The sequence below is a fragment of the Curvibacter sp. AEP1-3 genome (assembly GCF_002163715.1).
Taxonomy (GTDB): Bacteria; Pseudomonadota; Gammaproteobacteria; order Burkholderiales; family Burkholderiaceae_C; genus Allorhodoferax.
This window is the reverse complement of sequence record NZ_CP015698.1, coordinates 1,603,073-1,624,350: the sequence shown is the minus strand read 5'-3', so window position 1 is coordinate 1,624,350 and position 21,278 is coordinate 1,603,073. Positions and strand designations below refer to the sequence as shown.

Genomic DNA, 21,278 nt, shown 5'->3' with positions numbered 1-21,278 from the left:
GGGGGCATGTCGCTCATTTACAGGCCTGAATCCAGCATTTCTTTGGCATGCGCCAGCGTAGTGCCCGAGAGCTTTTCCCCACCCAGCATGCGGGCAATTTCGGCCACGCGCTGTTCGCCGCCCACCGGGGCCACGGTGCTCAGGGTGGCGCTGCCTTGCAGCTGCTTGGACACCACCAAATGGTGGTGCGCGCAGGCGGCGACCTGGGGCAAGTGGGTCACGGCCAGTACCTGGCGGTCGCTGCCCAGCTGCTGCATGAGGCGGCCTACGGTTTCGGCCACTGCGCCGCCCACGCCGGAATCCACCTCGTCAAAGATCAATGTCTGGGCCGTGCCCAAGCGGCTGGTGGTCACCGCAATGGCCAGCGCCATGCGCGATAGCTCGCCGCCCGAGGCCACCTTGCCCACCGGGCGCGGTGTGCTGCCGGCGTGGCCGGCGGCCAGAAACTGCACGTCTTCCAGGCCACTGGCTTGGGGCTGGGCCAGGGGCTCCAGCGCCACCTCAAACCGGCCACCCTGCATGCCCAGACCTTGCATGGCTTGGGTGATGCTCTGGGCCAGCAGGGGCGCAGCCTTGGCGCGTTGTTTGGAGAGGGCTTTGGCCTCCGCCATGAAGGCGGCCTGGGCTTTGCGTTCTTTGGCTTGCAGGCCGTCCAGGTCGGCAGCGGCGTCCAGCTGGGCCAGCTCGGTCTTCCAGCTGGCCCACAGCTCGGCCAGCTCTTCGGGCGGGCGCTTGTAGCGGCGCGCCAGGCTCACCCAGAGCGACATGCGTTCGTCCAGCTCGGCCAGCCGCTCGGGGTCCAGCTCGGCGCGGCGGGCATAGCTGCGCAGGCTGTGTACGGTGTCTTCTATCTGCGCGACGCTGGAGTTCAGGGCCTCAATCGCGTCTTTGAACTCGGCTTCCAGGTGCGACTGGGCTTGCAGCAGCTGCAGCGCGGCGTGCAGCGGGGCCAACGCATTGGTGTCGTCGTCTTCCAGCAGGTTGACGGCGCCTTGGGCCGCGTCAATCAGCGCCTGCCCGTTGGCCAGCCGGCCGTGGCTGGCGTTGAGCTCGGGCCACTCGTCGGTACCGGGGTTGAGCTTGTCCACCTCGCCAATCTGCCAGGCCAGGCGTTCGCGCTCGCGCTGCAGGCTGTCTTGCGCGGCTTGAGCTTGGGCAAGAGCTTGTTGGGTCTGGCGCCAGCTGGCCCACAGGCTGCCCAGAGCGCTGGTGTCTACCTTGGCATAGGCGTCCAGCAGGCCGCGCACGGCCTCGGGCCGGGTCAGGCTCTGCCAGGCGTGCTGGCCGTGAATGTCCAGCAGCTGCTCGCCGATGGTGCGCAGCTGCTGCGCGGTGGCAGGGCTGCCATTCACCCAGGCCCGGCTTTTACCCTGTGTGTCCACAGTGCGGCGCAGCAGCAAGGTGTCGCCAGACTCGAACCCAGCTTCGTCCAGCACGGCTTGCAGGCCCGGCGCATTGTCAAACTCGGCGCTCACATCGGTGCGGGCCGCGCCTTCGCGGATCACGCCGGTGTCAGCGCGCGCGCCGGTCACCAGTTGCAGCGCATCAATCAGGATGGATTTGCCCGCGCCGGTTTCACCTGTCAGCACCGAAAAGCCGGACTCCAAGTCCAGCTCCAGCTCGCTGACGATCACAAAGTCTCTGAGAACAATTCGCTTGAGTGCCATGTGTTCACTTTTGGTGGCGCTTACGCCACCCCTTCATTCCAATGCATCTTCTGGCGCAGGGTGTCAAAGTAGGTCCAGCCCTTGGGGTGCAAAAAGCGCACCTTGTGCTGCGAGCGGGTCACCTCAATGCGGTCGCCGTGCATCAGGCTGGCCAGGCTCTGCATGTCAAAGTTGGCGCTGGCATCGCGCCCTGCTACGATTTCGATAGCTATCCGCGCACTGTCGGCGAGAGCTATCGGCCGATTTGACAAGGTATGCGGCGCAATCGGCACCATTACCCAAGCGGCAATCGAGGGGTGCAACAGCGGCCCTCCGGCCGACATGGCATAAGCGGTTGAGCCCGTGGGCGAGGCGATGATCAGCCCGTCCGCCCGCTGGTTGGCCACAAAGTGCCCGTCCACCTCTACCCGCAGTTCCACCATGCCCGAGGTAGCGCCTCGGTTGACCACCACGTCGTTCATGGCCTCGGCCTCAAACACGCAGTGGCCGTCGCGCATCACGCGGGCGCGCATCAGGGCGCGGTCGTCCACCTCGTAGTGGCCGGCCAGCATGGGGGCCAGCGTGGTTTTGTATTGCTCGAAGCGGATGTCGGTAATAAACCCCAGCCGCCCGGAGTTGATGCCGATCAGCGGCACCTGGTAGCGCGCCAACTGGCGGCCTATGCCCAGCATGGTGCCGTCGCCACCCACCACCAGGGCCAGGTCGCAATGGGTGCCAATGCCGTCCACATCCATGGTGGTGTAGTTGCTCAGGCCCGTGTTGGCGGCGGTGTCGGCCTCGATCACCACCTCGCAGCCCTGGTCCATCAAATAATGGGCAATCTCGTCCAGCGATTTGCGGGACGAGGCCCCCGCAGCGCTGGTGCCGGTGGTTTGGTACTTGCCGATCAGAGCGACATGCCTAAATTGGGACAACATGCGCAAATTAGACACTAAATAGGTTACTAAAATGACCGGCATGCTCGATGAACGTTCCAAGATGTTGATGAAGGCGCTCGTAGAGCGCTATATCGCCGATGGACAGCCCGTCGGTAGCCGCACGCTCTCCAAAGAGTCCGGCCTTGATCTCTCGCCCGCCACCATCCGCAACGTCATGGCGGACTTGGAGGACCTGGGCCTCATCGTCAGCCCCCACACTTCGGCCGGGCGCATTCCCACCGCCCGCGGCTACCGCCTGTTTGTGGACACCATGCTCACCGTGCAGCAGGGCCACATGACGGCGCACAGCCTGGCGCCTGACCAGCCGCAAAAGGTCATCAGCAACGCGGCGAACCTGCTCTCCAACCTGTCGCAGTTTGTAGGTGTGGTGATTGCGCCGCGCCGCACTTCGGCCTTCCGGCATATTGAGTTTTTGCGCCTCTCGGAGCGGCGGTTGCTGGTCATCATCGTGGCGCCCGATGGCGATGTGCAAAACCGCGTCATCTACACCGAGGTGGACTACACCCAGAGCCAGCTGGCCGAGGCGGCCAACTTTTTGAACAGCAACTACATGGGGCTGGAGATCGAGCAAGTGCGCCAGCGCCTGCAAGGCGAGGTGGAAAGCCTGCGTGGTGAAATTGCCGCCCTCATGCAGGCAGCGGTGAATGCCAGCTCGGAAGTGATCTCCGAGGCGCAAGACGAAGTGGTGATCTCGGGTGAGCGCAACCTGCTGTCGGTGTCTGACTTTTCGAGCGACATGGGCCACCTGCGCCGCGCGTTTGAACTGTTTGAGCAAAAGGCTCAGCTCATGCGCCTGCTGGACGTGACCGGCCAGGCCGAAGGCGTGCGCATCTTCATCGGGGGCGAGAGCCAGGTGGTGCCGTTTGAAGACCTGTCCATCGTCAGCAGCCCCTACGAGGTGGACGGTAAAGTGGTCGGCACGCTGGGCGTGATCGGCCCCACCCGCATGGCATATGACCGCATGATCCAGATCGTGGACATCACCTCCAAGCTGGTGAGCAACGCACTGAGCCACCACAAATAGGCGAATTTCGGGCGCCGCGGTGCCACGGTTTCATGAGTCGAGTGGTTCATTGTCAATCTGGAGAAAGACTATCTTCCGATAATTCCGCGCCATGTTCGAGCGCATCGTGTACCACTCCACTGCATCCCAAGAGTTTGGCTCCTTAGCTTTGTTTCGGCTTCTCACTGAGGCGCAGTCACGCAATGCAAGCTTGAGCATTACAGGGCATCTCCTGTTCATGAATGGTCAATTCACCCAGTGTCTGGAAGGTCCCCCTATCCACGTGGAGCTTATTTGGCAGAGTCTGTTGCGAGACACTCGGCACCATAACCTTGAGCTTTTGGTGCGCCACGCTGCCAATGAGCGTCGTTTCCCAGCTTGGAGTATGGCATTTTCCTCTTACAACTCACACTACGTTCACGGCATGCAGGGATTTTTCCCCATCGAAGGCGAAACTCAGTCACCTATTGTCCCGATGTGTATCAGCACCTGAGCGTGCGATCCGACTGAAGGAACGAGGGTTTACGAGTTCAGACGGCACGGAATCCAACTCTGTCTATCTGATCTCGCAGACTACTCGGCTACGAACTTTCATCAAGCAGAAACACAATTCGCACATAGGCGCGAACTCATGATCGGCCACAACGGTTGGCTGAGAGGGGTCTCTTGCGATGTTAAACACCGGACGTTAAAAACGAGGAAGATCGGCGCGGCGAATTTGGTGTTGCGTTCGCTATGGTGCGTAAATTGTTTTAGCTAAGGAACTGCCTTAATGGCACTGACCGAATGCTGAAGATGTTTCTGCGTTTTGGATGTGACTACTGTCTCGGTGACAGCGGCGCAACGTCTTTTCGTGCCGGTGTTATCGCGCCAATATCAAGCTCTATGGAGCTGCTTCAAGTAGTGGAAATGAGAGTTGGCTAGTTGGAGCCAGTTACAATCTGCGGTTCGGTTGGGGCGTTAGCTCAGTTGGTTAGAGCAGAGGACTCATAATCCTTTGGTCGAGTGTTCAAGTCACTCACGCCCTACCAATGTAGTAAAGGAAAGCCTGCTATATTTTATATAGCAGGCTTTTGCTTTTTCTTGATTGTGTAGCCCTTGTGTAGCCGAATAAGACCTGCAGCCATTTTCTTGGATAGTCTGTCAGTCAATCAAAAATGACAATACCAGGCTCATGATTCTGACAGTAGCGGACGGTCTGGCCTCGTTCTTTTAGGAAAGGGAGTTGAAGGCAAATTCGTTGTAACACTGACGAAATGCAATACCTAAGTGACCAATTTGGTTTTTTGGGTCAAGGCAGCTGCGACCTGCTCGCGCACGCCCGGGCTGCTGTCATCGCCAAAGCGCTGCACCAGCGCGTCATACACAGCAATGGCCTGCTCAGGGCCATGCAGCGATGAAACGTTAATGCCCTTATTAACAAGCGCCCTTGCGACCTGCTCGCGCACGCCCGGGCTGCTGTCATCGCCAAAGCGCTGCACCAGCGCGTCATACACAGCAATGGCCTGCTCAGGGCCATGCAGCGTTGCGACGTCCACGCCCTTATTGAAAAGCGCCCTTGCGACCTGCTCGCGCACGCCCGGGCTGCTGTCATCGCCAAAGCGCTGCACCAGCGCGTCATACACAGCGATGGCCTGCTCAGGGCCATGCAGCGATGAAACGTTAATGCCCTTATTAACAAGCGCCCTTGCGACCTGCTCGCGAACGCCCGGGCTGCTGTCGTCGCCAAAGCGCTGCACCAGCGCGTCATACACAGCAATGGCCTGCTCAGGGCCATGCAGCGTTGCGACGTCCAAGCCCTTATTGAAAAGCGCCCTTGCGACCTGCTCGCGAACGCCCGGGCTGCTGTCGTCGCCAAAGCGCTGCACCAGCGCGTCATACACAGCAATGGCCTGCTCAGGGCCATGCAGCGTTGCGACGTCCAAGCCCTTATTGAAAAGCGCCCTTGCGACCTGCTCGCGCACGCCCTGGCTGCTGTCATCGCCAAAACGCTGCACCATCGCGTCATACACAGCAATGGCCTGCTCAGGGCCATGCAGCGTTGCGACGTAAATGCCCTTATTGAAAAGCGCCCTTGCGACCTGCTCGCGCACGCCCGGGCTGCTGTCATCGCCAAAACGCTGCACCATCGCGTCATACACAGCAATGGCCTGCTCAGGGCCATGCAGCGTTGCGACGTCCAAGCCCTTATTGAAAAGCGCCCTTGCGACCTGCTCGCGCACGCCCGGGCTGCTGTCATCGCCAAAGCGCTGCACCAGCGCGTCATACACAGCAATGGCCTGCTCAGGGCCATGCAGCGTTGCGACGTCCATGCCCTTATTGAAAAGCGCCCTTGCGACCTGCTCGCGCACGCCCGGGCTGCTGTCATCGCCAAAGCGCTGCACCAGCGCGTCATACACAACAATGGCCTGCTCAGGGCCATGCAGCGTTGCTACGTCCACGCCCTTATTGAAAAGCGCCCTTGCGACCTGCTCGCGCACGCCCGGACTGCTTTTGTCGCCAAAGTGCTGAACTAGTCTGTCATACACGACTATCGCTTCTTTCTGTCGCCCTAATCGGTTCAGTGCAACTCCTTGGGCAAACATATACCTTGCCTGATCTGCATCTTCCGACTGTTGGTCGCTGGCCGCAGCCTGAAAAGACTGCAGAGCACCGGTGTAATTCTCGGAATTGAAGAACGCCAAGCCGCGCGTGAAATGGTCCGAGCTCGAAAAACTAGATTCCGGTTTTAACTTGAGATCTTCGCTAATCTGGGCAACTTGATCAGCAGCTGCCTGGTCGGTTGCGTTATTGCCAGATTTGTCATGTGGCCTTAGCAGTGTCGCTGCAGCTGCGGTTATGGAATCTGAATTGCTTTGAATATGCGCACTTGCCGCAGTGGCGGTTCGGGCCACTCTGTCTTCATGCGCGACGATTGCTTGAGTGGCATTTTCAGCCTTGGTCTCGAGATCAGCAATTTTTTTAGTTAGTCGGGTGGCATTCTCTTCGAACCATGCTTGTGCGGCTTGATTTGCCTCGGCCTTCGCCCTAGCAGTAGCACTAAAGTAGGTGATAAGGCCTGCGGCGGCGACTAAAACCGTGATTGCCATTCCTGTCAAGCTGATGTGGTTGCCCAGCATTGTGGTCTGATTTGACGCGGCTGCGAGGTGATTGCCTTGCTGTGTGGCAGCTAAGCTCAGGTCAGAGAGGCGATTGTTCTGTGCCTCGATCTTTGCTGTAAGAATCGCTTGCTCTTTGTCGAGCGCGCGCAACTGCTCTTGAATTCTTTCCACCTCAACTTGAGTTGTGCTAGTTGTGGGTGAGGCAATTGAATTACAGAAGGCAAGCAGGCCAATGCACATTGCGACCGCCATACGACCCAATCTGGCGTTGATGCAGTAAGTGTTCATATAAATATTGTCACCAATAGGCCTGAATACGTGCCATAGCTCGATTCATACAGAACTTATCTACTTGGAATTCTCTGTTGGCTGGGCAGTCCAGTTTGAATATCTGTATAAAACATTACATTTGGAGCCCAGAGGTCTTCACTCGACTTAGTTGCAGTATCAACATTGAAAACTCAGATTCCTAGAATAACGAAGCCCTCGCATATTTTGGACATATAGATTCATTCTGTAGGGCTGATCTGTTTCAGGTTACAGCTGTTACCTCCATTATGGATTGCGGATCTCCTCTAGAAAGTAACTTGCTCTAGATTAAATTTCCTCTCCGTACAGTTATTGACACTAGTCCAAGGCTGATCGGACTGCATCCGCTCAGCAAATTGTTCCCCGATAAGTGCTGGGCGGTTATTCCGGCTGGTGATCTCCCAGGTCAGGCGCTTCGATTCAACGACCCAGTAAACGGCACGGACCAATGAATTGCCAGCGGAGTTGGGATCTGCGTACGTTTCAAAGGCGGTTGTTTCAACCCCAAATGGCTTCTGAGACGCTGGGTCTCCATACATTCCAAGCTTTTCAGAGCTGTACATTGCCAGTTTGATTGGTGCCCGCCGACCACTGAATGGACCGTCCTGTGCGCGGCAGTATTCATCCCATGCTGCTGATGCGTTATCGCGACCTTCGATCACAGCGATCTTGTTTACGGCATCGTGTGCGCGTTTGAGGTGTGCAGGTGCATTCGCCGGAAGTGCTTCTATGCGTCGCAGTTCGCGCCAAACACCGACGGGAGGTCCCCCTACTTGCTGAAACTGGCGAATTCCCCAAGTGGTGGCCCAGGCCTCCACTCGAATCGCAGTCGTTGTTGCAGGTTGCCCGTTTAAATCATTGCCAACATATTGGCCGTCAATATTCTTGGCGATGTATTTCGCCACGTAGCCTGCGGCACTGCCTTTTGCAGGATCCATCAGTTTGAAGTCGCAGCGACGTTCCTGTGCACCAGGTTCATTCGGGTTGTCGTTCAGCGCGTGTTTTTTCATGATCTCTTGAACTCGACTAACTGATTCCTTGAGGCAAAAAACCAGCAAGTGCCAATGGGGAGTGCCATCGTGTTGCGGCTCCGCAATCCGGATGCCGTATAGAGCAATGCCTTGGCGTGCAAGGTGGCTACGGATCCGTGACCAAACTTTGGCGAGATACCTCTGCGCAGTTTTTGGATTCTCAGCTGCATCGTAGTTTTTGTTGTCCACCACCATGGCCCCGTTATTGACAGTCAAGAACCTATGAAATCGACTTGGGCAAGTGATGGTTATAAATTGGCCAACATGTCCCATGGACAAGGCGAGGCGTTCAAAGCCAGAAATCCGCGTCATGAGCTCAGCCCGGCGGATAGCCTTGTTGGCCGTTCCTTTGGCCGCCAATTCGGCCAACGTGAAATGTTGCCCATATTCATTGGTGGCAATCGTGGCCTCGAGGGTTGCGGTATTGCGTTGGTTCTGTTGAATACGAGCGCGCAATCGCTCATTACTCACATAAAGATCGCGGAGCCTGTTGACAAAGCCCAGGCGAATTGCGGCTGCTTCAACGGTATGACCTTGATGCTTTCGTAACTTGCGTCGCCACCAAAGTGGGCAACACATGCGCGAAATCGCAGGCCCATTCCGAGTCTTCTCCGGTGGGGGAGTGATTCCCTGTCCATTACATAGACGTTCCATAGCCGCGCGCAACTCAGCAGCGGTATGGAATAGCTCAGCCCTCCCTGCGCATCGTTCCGCCAGTAACTTGGCAGCTTCACATACATCGGCATCAGATGCATCCAGGGGAATGCGAACTCGAAGCAGTGACTCGGTTGTCTCTCGCAGTTCGACGTTGGCACCGTAGTAATCAGACTTGCTGCGTCGTTTCCATGCCTTCAGAAGTCTGGATTCCCAGCGGGGCGGTAGATTTGAGGTCCTGCCATAGGTCCATTCCGCGTCCGTCGGTGTGCGAAGGCAGTGCATTTGATGCATTTAGACGTCGGACGTGACTTGCAGAATTCGGCGCAAATCGGCCACAGGCCATGCAAGACGTCCGTGAACGCGTATGGGGCGAAGCGGTCCGTTTTCGCGCATTGCCCATAAGCGCAGTGTTTGTTGAGCACGGTTCAGGTGATATGCAGCCTCTGGTGTGCTGAGGCTGGAACGCATCTCACGGGCCAAAGGAACGCAATGAACTTGATTTGTGGCCATGTGTAAACCTCTTGGGTTTGTTGAACATGGACAGAACTCTCAGGGCGCAACCCCACTTACGGTCAAGGCGTAAGGGCCTTACGGTTCGCGAACCCGCATGAAACCTAGAGATTTTGAAGCGTGCGTTAGCCCTTACGGTTGCGGGAGTCAGACGAAAGTACGGCTAAGATCAATCGAAACATTGCTATTCAGGGCGGGGGAGACATGAGTGAAGAAAACGAATCGATGCTTTTGGATGGGCCAGCTCCTCCTAGACGTGCAGGGGAAGTCCCACAGTTTGTAGTTGGCCAAAACTACAACCGTCTAAACGAAATACACCTGAACTACGGCGGTAGTCGGCAAAGTGGAGTTTCAACCTCGGCCGCATGTCCAGCAATCTTCTTGTTCACTGGCGACTCTGGCGAGCAATTCGGATATCGCGACGACTTTGATTCAGCTGACGTCTTTTCCTATACAGGGGAGGGTCAAGTCGGAGATATGAAGTTCAAGGCGGGAAACCGCGCTATTCGCGACCATGCTGCAGATGGTCGTGGTCTTTACCTCTTTAGATCAATTGGAAAAGGCAAGCCGCAGCGCTACATGGGCGAGTTCGTCATGGCGAATTACTCCATTCGTCGAGGTCCAGATCGCGAAAAGACTGAGCGCGACATCATTGTGTTTCACTTGCTTCGAGTAGATGCCAAGCAAGATGCGCCAACAATTTCTGCTCAAGCTTCAAGTCCGATTTCTAAACTAGAAGCAAGGAAGAAGGCTTTAGAAGCCTGTACGGGAGTAGCTGGCCCTGCCGGAGCCCAGGCCGTACGTACGGTGTACGAGCGCAGCAAGGCTGTACGAGACTACGTGTTGTTGAGAGCTGAGGGAAGGTGTGAGGCCTGTACGAAACCGGCCCCCTTTTTCGGTTTGGATGGCGAACCTTATCTGGAGGCTCACCACACAACGAGGTTATCTGATGGCGGTGTGGACCATCCTCGTTATGTAGCGGCACTTTGCCCAACCTGCCATCGCGAAATACATTACGGAAAAAACGGCAAGGAAATCAATCGGCGTTTGATTGGTCACTTGGCTCAGTTAGAGAAATAGGCATTCGTTACCCGTACCAGTACCCCTAACCGTTGCTATATCCGAATCTGTATCTGTATCTGTATCTGTATCCGTATCCGTATCCGTATCCGTATCCGTATCCGTATCCGTATCCGTATCCCTAGGGGTAGGGGTAGCAATAAGGTCAAGGATCGATTTGTTGAACCAATGCAAACTGTGACCAATGCAGCAAGAGTACCTAGATCTTCTCAGCGGACCAGTCCAAGAGTTCATCCATGAAGTGGAGACACTAGCGGGTGTGAAAATCCTAGTCTTGTTGGATCCCAAACTGAGCCGTGGTGGATCTGGTGGGCAAGGGTATCTGGCTGTCGAAATAAACGCCCGTAGCGTTCGACTGTTCGCGCCTAGCAACGGATACTTTCCCGATGGCGCAGTTCGACATGAGGTACTGCACGTACAGCGGATCCATGGCCATGGCGTTCCGCGGCTAGTTTTGGCTGAACAGGAGCCTTGGGATCCAGTTTTTTCAGACGCTCTGGGCGCATTGGACAATGCCCTCGAGCATATCGTTATCGTCCCTGCGGAGCTCCAGTTTCACCCAGAACGCCGCGAGCATTGGGAAGCAGTTATGGCGAATGTTTGCTTGGGTCTTCTTGATGCACCAGAGGAGGAGCGTGCTCTGGCTGGCTGCCTTCATTGGACATTCTTACGCCATGTTCTACCCAACTCCCCTCAGGTTGCAATGCTGGGCGACTATCTCAATCGGTATGGTTTGCTGGAGATGGCGGATGAATTTGCGGGTCAGGTCATTGCCGTACTACCTAGCAAGGAGGAAATGTTTCGTGTTCTTTGTCGCTTCTTCCCCGGATACCCAAGGCAACGTGTCGCATTCGAATACTTCGACAAGTTCACAGGAGCACACCAGGAACTTGTCATTTGAAGATCAGCAGAAACTCTGCTTACTTTTTCAAGCCAGTCCAGACGCCAAGTTTTTGAGACTTCTTAGTGCTTGAATTCATCATCGGTAGCAGTTGCCGAACTCTGGCATCCGAAATTCCAAATTGCTTTGCTGCAGCCCTGGTTCCGTGTTGGTCGCGATAGGCTGAAAGTACTTGGAGCTTTTCAGTCGTCCATTTCTTTGAAGTGCCTTCCGAAGGTTCACTATGAACTTCTAGCGGCATCGGTATCTCTTCATTTGCAGGGCTTAGAAGATCGACCTGGCGCGATGTTTCGGCATTAGCTGTTGGCAGAAGTGATTGCAGCGCCGGCGGAATGTCTACTGCCTGAATGTCATGTGCCCACGCGATGACATCAGCCGGCTTAAGCTGAGCAGGTTTCATTGCGCTGGAGCGTTCAGCCAGTATTCGGAGTTGCTGATACCGGTGAACGAATTCGGGGAGTACGGCGGGTTCACTTTGCGCAAAGAAGAAACTTGTCTCAGGTTCCAGCTCACGCTTCATTGCGGCCCACGTCAAGACTTTTGGGTCTTTTGCGAGCAAGAGGGCGAGCGCCTCGTCAAATTTCCAGTACTCGACCTTTGTCCAAAAGGCAAAGTCGGCATTTGCTGATGGTCGGTTGTAGAACTTTGCGGCTTCTTTAGCTGCCTCTTTGGCTGCCTTTTTTGCCTTGGCAGCAGCGGCCCTAGCTATTTGCTGTGCTTTTTGCTTCTCCAGTACTTGCTGGTGCAACTTGCGCAATTCGAGTTCGGGTAGGGCAAGCAACTTTGTTCGCTGTGCTTCAACCTCCTCGATGACCTTCTTAGTGTGTGCGTCTGCTGGGCGACCATTCATCTTGGCGATGGCGGCAGCTGCCTCGGCTAGGGTAATCATTGGATGCGAATAGAGCAGGATCGCCTCGACCGCAGAGTTGTAGGGTCTTGTGGCTGGCGCTGCAGTTGATCCTGGGCGAGCCGATTGATCTGGCATCGCTGACTCCTTGAATATCGTTGGCCTCTATTGGTAGGGCGCTGTTTTACGTTGATTCTCGATGATAGATGGCGCCAATTAAAGAAAGGTTGGCGTTGGGAAGGTGTCCAATGAGATGGGTTCCAATGCGCACTCTCCCATTGGCGGGGTGCTCATGGGCGCGGACCTGAGAACAATCCCTAAGGACATCTTCCTTAAGGAATCTCTCTTAGGAACGTTTCCTAAAGGATGTGGGGTACCGTGTCCTTAGGTCACGTCACTTCACGGCGCGCAGGCGGTTTGGAGCGGCGAGAGGTACAAAATACACGTTGCCTTGTTCCAAAATCCAGGCCTCGATTTTTTCGTGGTGAACGCGCAGCAAATCAAGGGGGCGCACGGTGTAATGCTTTTCTGCAGTCGCGCTGGGTTTATGCCCCATGAGCTGTGCGACGACTCCTGCCGGTATCTCAAGCCATTCGGTCAGCGACTTGAAGGATCGGCGCAGGCCATGCAGAGTCATTCCTTCAATACCTGCGACCTTGCACGCTTTTTCGTGCTGCTTGTGAGGCGTACTCATGGCCTTCTTCTTCATCTTGTCTTCTAACGAGGGGCTTGCAAAAACCCATTCATTCACCCTAGGCAGGGCATCGATCAGGTAGGCGACATAGGGGGTAAGTGGAATGACGCGTTCACCTTCGACCTTGTCGCGGATGGTGAGACCTTGCCATTTCTGGTTGACGTCTTTCCACCGCAAGGACAGGATTTCACCGGGGCGGGCTCCGGTCAGTAGCAGGACCTGGAGGTAAGCAGCAGCTAGGTTGTTGGAGAGCTGGCGCACAGCATTAAACCAGGCTGCGAGTTGCTCGCGCTGCAGCGAGTCCTGTTTCACCTTGGCCTTACCCAGGACCTCGCGTACGACTTTGGCCTTTGCGGGGTTCTGCGCAGGCAGGACCTTGGCATATTGGGGTTGCTCGCTGCACCAGCTTAAGAAACCACGCAGTAAGCGCCAGGACAGGCGAGTCGCGGTTGGTCGATTGGCAGTCTCTCTCTCTGCCCAGGCACTCAGTTCGGTGGGTGTCAGATCCTTCAGTTTGAGCTGCATCAGCGGGTAGAGTGGTCCTGCGATAGTTTCCTTGCGACCGCGGGTCCCACGTATGGCCTTGATACCCCCGGCCTTGGCTTTGGCAACGTGGTCGCGGTAATGCAGATCGCCCCACCGGTCCCGACGTGCTGCTAGGTATTCGTTCCAGACAGCCTCGACGCTCACGGATTCAGCCACCGCCTTCTTGGCGCGGGCGACGCGTTCTGCGGTCTGTTCGCGCTCGACTTCGCGTGGGTCGTTACCCTGGTCGATCAGTACGCGCTGGCGGTTGGCTTCTGTGCGGGCGCCTTCGATGGTCCAACTGCGGATGTCGCCAATAGTGCGCCGAATTGTCTGTCGTCCGAGCTTGGCCTCAAACACATAGGCCTTGGCACCATTGGCGGTGACGCGTACGCGCAGGGCAGGGGCTTTGCGGTCACGCAGGAAGGCCTGGGCTTTTCCTGGCGGGCATTGCAAGCGCTCGATCAGGCCTGCGGTCAGGTCTTGCGGTTCGCTCAAATCTACCGCGGCACTCTTTAAAGGACGGCTCATCCTTTGGTTCTCGCTGGTTGAAGGATCATGAATCCTTTGGTTGCCATGTAGCCACCATGTAGCCAAAAACATGCATTTTTGGCAAATTCTGTTCAACACTCGAAAAACAGAAAGTGGCTACTTCCCTGGTATTTTCAGAGGAAAACGCGGTTTTGCGCAACAAAATTCAACACAGGAAAATACCGTCAGATAAGGACTCATAATCCTTTGGTCGAGTGTTCAAGTCACTCACGCCCTACCATTCAAACAAACAAAAAGCCTGTGCGTCTCACGACCCACAGGCTTTTTTCATTGCGCGCTGAAGCAATCAACGCATCAGCACCTCAGTGCTGAAACACCACCGCTTCCAGCTTCATCCCCTTGATTTTCTCGGCCGCGGCATCGGCCAGGGCCTTGCTCAGGTAGGGGCCTACGCGCACGCGGGTGAGGGGGCCTTTTTTGCTCTTCACCACATCGGTGAATACGGGCAGCTCGGCCTTCTCCAGGGTGCGGAAGGCGTTGGTGCCGTTGGTGGGCACGGCAAACAAACCTACGTTGATATAGAAGCCGGGCACCAGGTCGCCGCCGCTGGACTTGGGGGCGGCTGCTTTGGCGCTGGCTTTGTGGTCAGCACCTGCGTGGGCAGCGGCTTTTTCTTTGCCCTTGGTGGGTGATTTGGCGGCCACGGCGGGTTCGGGTGGTGCCATCACGGGGGTGGACTTCATGACCGGCTGGGGCTCCAGCGGCGCGGTGTCGGCGGTGCTCACGGGCACGGGGGCCGGGCTGGGCTTGGGCGCTTCTTCCGCCACCACAGGCGGTGCGGGTGGGGGGGCCACAGGTTGGGCAGCAGGCGGGGGCGGTGCGTCGTCAGAACCCCACGTCAGTGCCTTGGGCCAGATGGCGCAGCCGGAAAGCGCGCTGGCCAGCAGGCCGGCGGCCAGCAGGGTGCGGCCGGTGCGCAGGGGGTGAGGGGCCATGGGCAGGTGGGGCACAGAAGACATAGGGCTGCTGCTTTCTCGTTAAAACGGGGTCATGGGGTGACTGCTGCACCGCATGCACGGGGCGTGCCGGCGCAATCCTCAAAATGTACTGTATGTAAAGCATGGTTCCACCGTCTGCGTGCGGCTTGACCCAGCGCAACACCTGCGGCCGCCAGCGGCCTACGCTGGAGGTGTTGTTCAACACACAGAAAGAAACACCATGTCGCATTACCACGCAGTTGTCTGGTTGGATCATTCGGAGGCGCACGTCATGCACATTGCGCCGGACGATGTGGAGGCCTCCATCGTGCGACCCAAGCACCCGCATTCGCATGTGCACGCCAAGAGCGGCGTAGTGGGCTCGGGCAAGGCCGCCGAAGACAAGCAGTACTTCCACGCCATTGCCGAGGCACTCAAGGGCGCTGAAGAAATTTTGGTGGTGGGCCCGGCCCAAGCCAAGCTGCAGCTCCTCAAGCACCTGCACAGCCACGACCCGCAGGTGGGCAACAAGGTGGTGGGTGTGGAAAGCATTGACCACCCCACCGACGCCCAGCTGGTGGCCTACGCCCGCAAGTACTTCATCACCAAAGACCCGATGCTGGCCTGAAGCCCTGCCGCACCGACGCGGCCCACCGGCCCCCCTAGAATGGCCGCGCACCATGGTGGTGGTTGGCATAAAGGGGTAGGCATGAAAGCGCTTCGCATAGTCGGGTGGGTGGTTCTGGCGGTGGTGGGCCTGTTGGCCGTGGCGGTGGGCGCTTTGTTTGCGCTGTTTGACGGCGACAAGATCAAGGCCGAAATCAGCCGCACCGTGCTGGAGCAAAAGCAGCGCACGCTGGTGATTGCGGGCAAGCCCCAGCTCTCGGTGTGGCCGGATGTGGGCATTCAGCTTGACGGGGTCACCCTCTCGGAGCGTGGCAGCAGCACCGAGTTTGCGGCCCTGCAGTCGGCTCGCGTGTCGGTAGCGGTGATGCCACTGCTGAGCAAACAGGTGCAAGTGCACGCCCTCGACGTAACCGGCCTCAAGGCCACCCTCATCAAGCGCAAAGATGGCAGCCTGAACATTGCCGACTTGTTGGGCGACCCAAGCGCCCAGTCCGCACCAGTCAATGCACCTGTGCAGCCAGCAGAGCCCCTCAAGATCGACGTGGCCGCCATCCGTATTGCTGACGCCCAGCTCACCTGGCGCGACGAGCAGGCTGGCAGCACCACCAACATCAACAACCTGAGCCTCTCCACCGGCCATGTGCAGGCGGATACAGGCGCCAAAACGGCCAACATCGAAAAACTGAGCCTCGCCATCAAAGGCCAGGCCGGGGTCGACGGCTTTAGCCTCGCACTGGACGCACCCAAGCTGGCCTTGTCGCCCGCCCGCTCCAGCGGCGAGGCAGTCACCCTGAGTGCGGGTGTGCAGGGCAGCGGCCGCAGCGCGCTGCTGAAGCTGGTGCTTAGCGGGGTGGAGGGCAATGCCGACGCCATCCGTATCAGCAAGCTCACCGGCAGCTTGGACCTCGCCCACCCCGACATGCCCATGAAGCAGCTCAGCCTGCCGCTGAACGGCAGCCTGCAGGTGAACCTGGCGCAGCAAAGCGCGGCCTTGGCGCTGGCTACCAAGTTTGATGAATCCAACATCGCCACCAAGCTCAACGTGGCCAGGTTTGCACCCTTGTCGCTGGGCTTTGACTTGGACATCGACCAGCTGAATGTGGACAAATACCTGCCGCCCAAACCCGCTGGCGAGGCACCTGCCAAAGAGGCCGCGGGCAAAGAGGCGCCCATCAACCTGGCTGCACTCAAAGGGCCCACGGTGCAGGGCAACATCCGCATCGGCAGCCTGCAGGTGGCCAAGCTCAAGCTCGCGCAAATCAACGCCAAGCTGGCGCTGGCCGGTGGCAAGCTCGATGTGGCGCCGCTGAGCATGAAGCTCTATGAAGGCAGCACCAGCGGCAGCGTGTCGGTGAACGCCAATGGCAACCAGATCGCCCTGCGCCAGAACCTGCAGGGCGTGAGCATCAACCCGCTGATGAAAGATCTGCTGGACAAAGACATGCTCGAAGGCCGCGGCAATATCACGCTGGACATAAACACCCGCGGCGAGACGGTAAGTGCATTCAAAAAAGCGCTGGGCGGCAACGCCGCGCTGGCGCTGAAAGACGGCGCCATCAAGGGCATCAACCTTGCGCAAAGCCTGCGCGATGTGAAAGCCAAGCTGGGCCAGGCGGACACCACCCAGGCGGCCAATGCGAGCCAGAAGACCGACTTCTCGGAGCTGACTGCCAGCTTCAAAATCGCCAACGGCGTAGCCCGCAACGACGACCTGAGCATGAAGTCCCCCTTCATCCGGCTGGGTGGTGCAGGCGACATCGATGTGGGGGCCGGCCAGATGAACTACCTGGCCAAAGCCACGGTGGTGGCCAGCGGCGAAGGGCAGGGCGGCAAAGACGCCAACCAGCTCAAAGGCCTGACCGTGCCGGTGCGCCTGAGCGGCCCGTTTGAGGCGCTGAGCTACAAGATTGAGTTCGGCGCCATGCTGGAGGACGCCACCAAAGCCAAGGTGGAAGAGAAAAAGCAGGAAATCAAGACCAAGGTCGAAGACGCCGTGAAAGACAAGGCCAAAGACCTGTTCAAGGGCCTGCTGGGCAAGTGAGCAGCGCGCAGTGAGTTTGTGTTTGCTCCTGATTTAGGAGCTGCCCGCGCATATTCCATGCGCGCTGGCGGCCTATTTGGCATTCAACCCTGAGTGATCAGGCTTTGGCCTTGGGCTTGCGCTGGCGCTCGATTAGCAGGGCGCGGCAGCTGCCGTTGATGACGCGCAGCTCAGCCAAGGTGGCGTCGATCTGGGCGCGCTTTTTCTCCAGCTCGGTGATCTCGTTGTCAGTGCGGGTGATGACGTACTGCAGCTGCTGGGCGCGGCCTTCGCCATGGTCGCCATACAAATCGAGATAGGTTTTTATTTCTGAGAGCGGCGAGCCGATGGCCTTGGCCCGCAGGATCAGGGCCAGCCGTGCCCGGTCGCGCCGGGTGTAGACGCGGGCACCGTTCACCCGGCGGGGGGCGAGCAGGCCCTTGTCTTCATAAAAGCGCAGCGCCCGCAGGGTGATGCCGAACTCACGGCACAGCTCGGTGATGCCGAAGAGTTCGGTGGTGCCCTCGTCGCGGTGGGAGTCGACAAACGCTTGCGCGTCGGTCAGTGCGTCGGGCACAGGGGCGTTTTTGGCCATGCGCAGGGTCAGATCACGCGTTGCAGGCGCATGGCTACGCCCATGTCGCCGCTGACCTTGAGCTTGCCGGCCATAAAGCCGGTGGCGGGCTCCAGGTCGCCGTCCAGCATGGCTTGCAGGTTGTCCAGGGTGATGCCGACGGTGCAGTCGGTATCGGTGTTGGTGTTGCTCACGGTGTTGGGGGTGCTGGCACCGTCGATGACGATGACGCCGTCAGCGCCCATGTCGAACTTCAGGGTGGCGTTGAGGCCGCTGTCGTCGCCCACTTTGGCGCGGATGGCTTGGGTTGCGGATTCGAGGGACATGTTGTGTTCTCCGGTGTCGGGTAAATCGAATGGACCGTGGCGGATGGTAGTGGCCGAGCATAACGTAAGGCATAGTGAAAACACCTATACGGCAACTGATTGACGTTAACGTCACCCTAGCCTCTAATGCGGCAAGCAACTCAGAAAGCTCAGACCTATGCCTGCCCTGCGTTCCAAGATCAACCCGCGCTCCGATGCTTTTGCCGCCAATGCCCAGCGCATGCAGGGCCTGCTGGCCGAGGTGCAGCGCTTGCAGGACATGGTGATTGCCGAGTCGGAAAGCAAGCGCGAAAAGTTTGAGAAGCGCGGCCAGCTGCTGCCGCGTGAACGCGTGGCCCGCCTGCTGGACCGCAACTCGCCGTTCCTGGAGCTGAGCCGCTTGGCAGGCCTCAACATGCATGACGACGACGGCAAAAAGGCAGTACTGGGTGGCGGCTCCATCATCGGCATTGGCACCGTGGCGGGCAAGCGCTGCCTGATCTCGGTGAACGACAGCGCGGTCAAAGGCGGCACCGTGGCTCCCATGGGCCTCAAGAAAGCCTTGCGCGCCCAGGAGGTGGCCCTGCAAAACAAGCTGCCGGTGATTTACCTGGTGGAGAGTGGTGGCGCCAACCTGATGTACCAGTCCGAAATCTTTGTGGAAGGCGGGCGCAGCTTTGCCAACCAGGCGCGCATGTCGGCCGCGGGCATTCCGCAAATCTCGGTGGTGCATGGCTCCAGCACGGCGGGCGGTGCGTATCTGCCCGGTTTGTCGGACTACGTGGTGCTGGTGCGCGGGCGCAGCAGCATCTACCTTGCGGGCCCCCCACTGGTGAAGGCCGCCATCGGCGAGGACTGCACCGACGACGAGCTGGGCGGCGCCGAGACGCATGCGCAAGTGACCGGATTGGGTGAGTACCTGACTGAAGACGACGCCCACGCCATCGCCCTGACCCGCGAGCTGATGGACAAGATCAACTGGGACACTGCACCACACGCTCCAGCCCAGGGCGCTGGCTTTGCAGCACCGCTGTTTGACGAGCAGGAGCTGATGGGTATCGTCCCTGCCGATGAGCGCGAGCCCTACGACGTGCGCGAGGTGATTGCACGGCTGGTGGATGGCTCGGACTTTTTGGAGTTCAAAGCCGGCTACGCCCCCGAAATGATGTGCGGCCACGCCCGCATCGAGGGGCGGCTGGTGGGCATTCTGGGCAATAACGGGCCCATTCAACCCGCCGGCTCTACCAAGGCGGCGCAGTTCATCCAGCTGTGTGACCAGAGCGGCACGCCGCTGCTGTTTTTGCAGAACACCACCGGCTACATGGTGGGCTCGGTGGCCGAGCGCAATGGTGCCATCAAGCACGGCAGCAAGATGATTCAGGCGGTAGCCAACGCGCGCGTGTCCAAGTTCACCGTGGTGCTGGGCGGCTCGTATGGCGCGGGCAACTACGGCATGTGCGGGCGCGGGTTTGACCCGAACTTTATCTTCAGCTGGCCCACCGCGCGCACCGCGGTCATGGGTGGAGCACAGGCCGCCAAGGTGATGGACATCGTGAACCGCGCCAAGGTGGAGCGTATGGGCATGGAGGCGAATGACGAGGCGCTCAAGGCCATGTCCGACGGGCTGCGCCTGCGGCTGGAAAAAGAGAGCGCAGCGCTCTTTGGCACGGCCCGCTTGTGGGATGACGGAATCATCGACCCGCGAGACACCCGCCGCATTCTGGGCTTGTGTCTCGCGCTGGCTGCCGAGGCAGCTGACCGCCGGCTGAACGCCAACACTTTTGGTGTGGCTCGCCTCTGAGCGCGGCTGCCCGACTCACGCATTACAACGACCCGAGGACACCCCATGAAATTCACCTCCGAGCACACCCAGATTGCCGACACGGTGCGCAAATTTGTGGCTAACGAGATCAACCCCTTCACTGCGGAGTGGGAGAAAGCGGGCATTTTCCCGGCGCGTGCGTTGTTCAAGAAGATGGGCGACCTCGGGCTGCTGGGCATTAAGTACCCCACCGAGTTCGGTGGCATGGGGCTGGACTTCAGCTATTCCATGGTGATGGCCGAGGCGTTGGGCGACTGCAATGTGGGCGGTGTGCCCATGGCCATCGGCGTACAGACCGACATGTGCACGCCGGCATTGGCCCGCTTCGGCAGCGACGAGCTGCGCAACCAGTACTTGGCGCCTGCGATTGCAGGTGACATGGTGGGCTGCATCGGCGTGAGCGAGGTAACCGGCGGCTCGGATGTGGCCGCCCTCAAAACCACAGCCCGCAAAGACGGCGGTGACTACGTGATCAACGGCTCCAAGATGTGGATCACCAACGGCATGCAAGCCGACTGGTGCTGTCTGCTGGCCAACACCAGCGAAGGTGCGGTGCACAAGAACAAGTCGCTCATCATCGTGCCCATGGATGCGTCGGGTATTACCCGCCAGAAGATCGAGAAGATCGGCATGCACAGCAGCGACACGGCGCAGCTGTTTTTTGACAACGTGCGGGTGCCGCAGCGCAACCTGATCGGCCAGGAGGGCATGGGCTTCATGCTGCAGATGCTGCAGTTCCAGGAGGAGCGGCTCTACGGCGCGGCCAGCAGCCTGCGCTCGCTGGACAACCTGATCAACCTCACCATCGACTACACCCGCCAGCGCCAGACCTTCGGGCAGCCTATCCTCAACAACCAAGTGGTGCATTTCCGCTTGGCCGAGCTGCGCACCGAGGTGGAGTGCCTGCGCGCGCTCACCTACCGCGCGGTGGAGCAGTACGTGGGCGGCAAGGATGTGACCAAGCTGGCCTCCATGGCCAAGCTCAAGGCGGGCCGCCTGAGTCGCGAGGTGACCGACAGCTGCCTGCAGTACTGGGGCGGCATGGGCTTCACTGCCGACAATCCGATCTCGCAGGCCTACCGCGACAGCCGCCTCATCTCGATTGGCGGCGGTGCGGACGAAATCATGCTGGGCATCATCTGCAAGCTCGAAGGCACCTTGCCCGGCAAAGCCGCCTGAGCTATGCAGGTTTCTGAGT

The 21,278-nt window shown here is 58.6% G+C and carries 17 protein-coding genes and 1 tRNA gene; 9 read left to right on the top strand and 9 right to left on the bottom strand.

What is annotated here, in order from left to right:
• Positions 1 to 17: 17 nt before the first annotated feature.
• Positions 18 to 1,667: a DNA repair protein RecN gene (gene recN, locus AEP_RS07765; protein WP_087494852.1), complete on the bottom strand. Its 1,650-nt coding sequence runs from the start codon at positions 1,665 to 1,667 to the stop codon at positions 18 to 20.
• Between the two features lie 20 nt (positions 1,668 to 1,687).
• Complete coding sequence (locus AEP_RS07760; RefSeq protein ID WP_087494851.1) at positions 1,688 to 2,584, bottom strand: NAD kinase; 897 nt, start codon at positions 2,582 to 2,584, stop codon at positions 1,688 to 1,690.
• Positions 2,585 to 2,624: 40 nt separating this feature from the next.
• On the opposite strand from AEP_RS07760, the gene hrcA reads away from it, so the two are divergent.
• From hrcA to AEP_RS07745, 3 genes are all read left to right on the top strand, one after another.
• The gene (gene hrcA, locus AEP_RS07755) at positions 2,625 to 3,629 is read left to right on the top strand and encodes a heat-inducible transcriptional repressor HrcA (RefSeq protein WP_087497244.1); all 1,005 of its coding nucleotides are present in this window, start codon (positions 2,625 to 2,627) and stop codon (positions 3,627 to 3,629) included.
• A 91-nt stretch (positions 3,630 to 3,720) separates the two neighbouring features.
• On the top strand, positions 3,721 to 4,101 hold the full coding sequence (locus AEP_RS21340; RefSeq protein ID WP_087494850.1) for a BLUF domain-containing protein: 381 nt from the start codon (positions 3,721 to 3,723) through the stop codon (positions 4,099 to 4,101).
• A gap of 461 nt (positions 4,102 to 4,562) precedes the next feature.
• Positions 4,563 to 4,639, top strand: a tRNA-Ile gene (locus AEP_RS07745).
• Between the two features lie 234 nt (positions 4,640 to 4,873).
• Here AEP_RS07745 and AEP_RS07740 read toward each other — a convergent pair.
• On the bottom strand, positions 4,874 to 6,697 hold the full coding sequence (locus tag AEP_RS07740) for a HEAT repeat domain-containing protein (RefSeq protein WP_257789664.1): 1,824 nt from the start codon (positions 6,695 to 6,697) through the stop codon (positions 4,874 to 4,876).
• Positions 6,698 to 7,284: 587 nt separating this feature from the next.
• A complete protein-coding gene (locus AEP_RS07735) occupies positions 7,285 to 8,997 on the bottom strand; it encodes a replication endonuclease (protein ID WP_087494848.1) in 1,713 nt (570 codons plus the stop codon).
• Positions 8,998 to 9,420: 423 nt separating this feature from the next.
• Here AEP_RS07735 and AEP_RS07725 point away from each other — a divergent pair, with 423 nt between their 5' ends.
• Positions 9,421 to 10,296 (top strand): HNH endonuclease, encoded by an 876-nt coding sequence (locus tag AEP_RS07725; RefSeq protein ID WP_232459956.1) that lies wholly within the window; start codon positions 9,421 to 9,423, stop codon positions 10,294 to 10,296.
• 259 nt (positions 10,297 to 10,555) lie between these two features.
• Positions 10,556 to 11,197, top strand: a complete 642-nt coding sequence (locus AEP_RS07715) for a hypothetical protein (RefSeq protein ID WP_157673078.1) — start codon at positions 10,556 to 10,558, stop codon at positions 11,195 to 11,197.
• A gap of 19 nt (positions 11,198 to 11,216) precedes the next feature.
• Here AEP_RS07715 and AEP_RS07710 read toward each other — a convergent pair whose 3' ends face one another.
• The 3 genes from AEP_RS07710 to AEP_RS07700 all read right to left on the bottom strand — a co-directional run bounded on the left by AEP_RS07710 (position 11,217) and on the right by AEP_RS07700 (position 14,774).
• Entirely contained in the window at positions 11,217 to 12,182 is a 966-nt protein-coding gene (locus AEP_RS07710) for a helix-turn-helix domain-containing protein (RefSeq protein WP_157673077.1), read from the bottom strand.
• Between the two features lie 256 nt (positions 12,183 to 12,438).
• On the bottom strand, positions 12,439 to 13,794 hold the full coding sequence (locus tag AEP_RS07705; RefSeq protein WP_087494843.1) for a tyrosine-type recombinase/integrase: 1,356 nt from the start codon (positions 13,792 to 13,794) through the stop codon (positions 12,439 to 12,441).
• A gap of 323 nt (positions 13,795 to 14,117) precedes the next feature.
• Entirely contained in the window at positions 14,118 to 14,774 is a 657-nt protein-coding gene (locus AEP_RS07700; RefSeq protein ID WP_087494842.1) for an SPOR domain-containing protein, read from the bottom strand.
• 199 nt (positions 14,775 to 14,973) lie between these two features.
• Here AEP_RS07700 and AEP_RS07695 point away from each other — a divergent pair, with 199 nt between their 5' ends.
• Both AEP_RS07695 and AEP_RS07690 read left to right on the top strand, forming a co-directional pair.
• A complete protein-coding gene (locus tag AEP_RS07695; RefSeq protein ID WP_087494841.1) occupies positions 14,974 to 15,360 on the top strand; it encodes a translational machinery protein in 387 nt (128 codons plus the stop codon).
• Positions 15,361 to 15,441: 81 nt separating this feature from the next.
• Positions 15,442 to 17,400: an AsmA family protein gene (locus AEP_RS07690; protein WP_198301912.1), complete on the top strand. Its 1,959-nt coding sequence runs from the start codon at positions 15,442 to 15,444 to the stop codon at positions 17,398 to 17,400.
• A 97-nt stretch (positions 17,401 to 17,497) separates the two neighbouring features.
• On the opposite strand, the gene AEP_RS07685 is transcribed toward AEP_RS07690, so the two are convergent.
• Both AEP_RS07685 and AEP_RS07680 read right to left on the bottom strand, forming a co-directional pair.
• Complete coding sequence (locus tag AEP_RS07685) at positions 17,498 to 17,974, bottom strand: MerR family transcriptional regulator (protein ID WP_087494839.1); 477 nt, start codon at positions 17,972 to 17,974, stop codon at positions 17,498 to 17,500.
• A gap of 8 nt (positions 17,975 to 17,982) precedes the next feature.
• On the bottom strand, positions 17,983 to 18,279 hold the full coding sequence (locus AEP_RS07680) for an SCP2 sterol-binding domain-containing protein (RefSeq protein WP_087494838.1): 297 nt from the start codon (positions 18,277 to 18,279) through the stop codon (positions 17,983 to 17,985).
• A 157-nt stretch (positions 18,280 to 18,436) separates the two neighbouring features.
• Between AEP_RS07680 and AEP_RS07675 the strand changes: the two genes are divergently transcribed.
• A complete protein-coding gene (locus tag AEP_RS07675; protein ID WP_087494837.1) occupies positions 18,437 to 20,059 on the top strand; it encodes an acyl-CoA carboxylase subunit beta in 1,623 nt (540 codons plus the stop codon).
• Between the two features lie 45 nt (positions 20,060 to 20,104).
• A complete protein-coding gene (locus AEP_RS07670) occupies positions 20,105 to 21,259 on the top strand; it encodes an acyl-CoA dehydrogenase family protein (protein WP_087494836.1) in 1,155 nt (384 codons plus the stop codon).
• Positions 21,260 to 21,278: the final 19 nt, after the last annotated feature.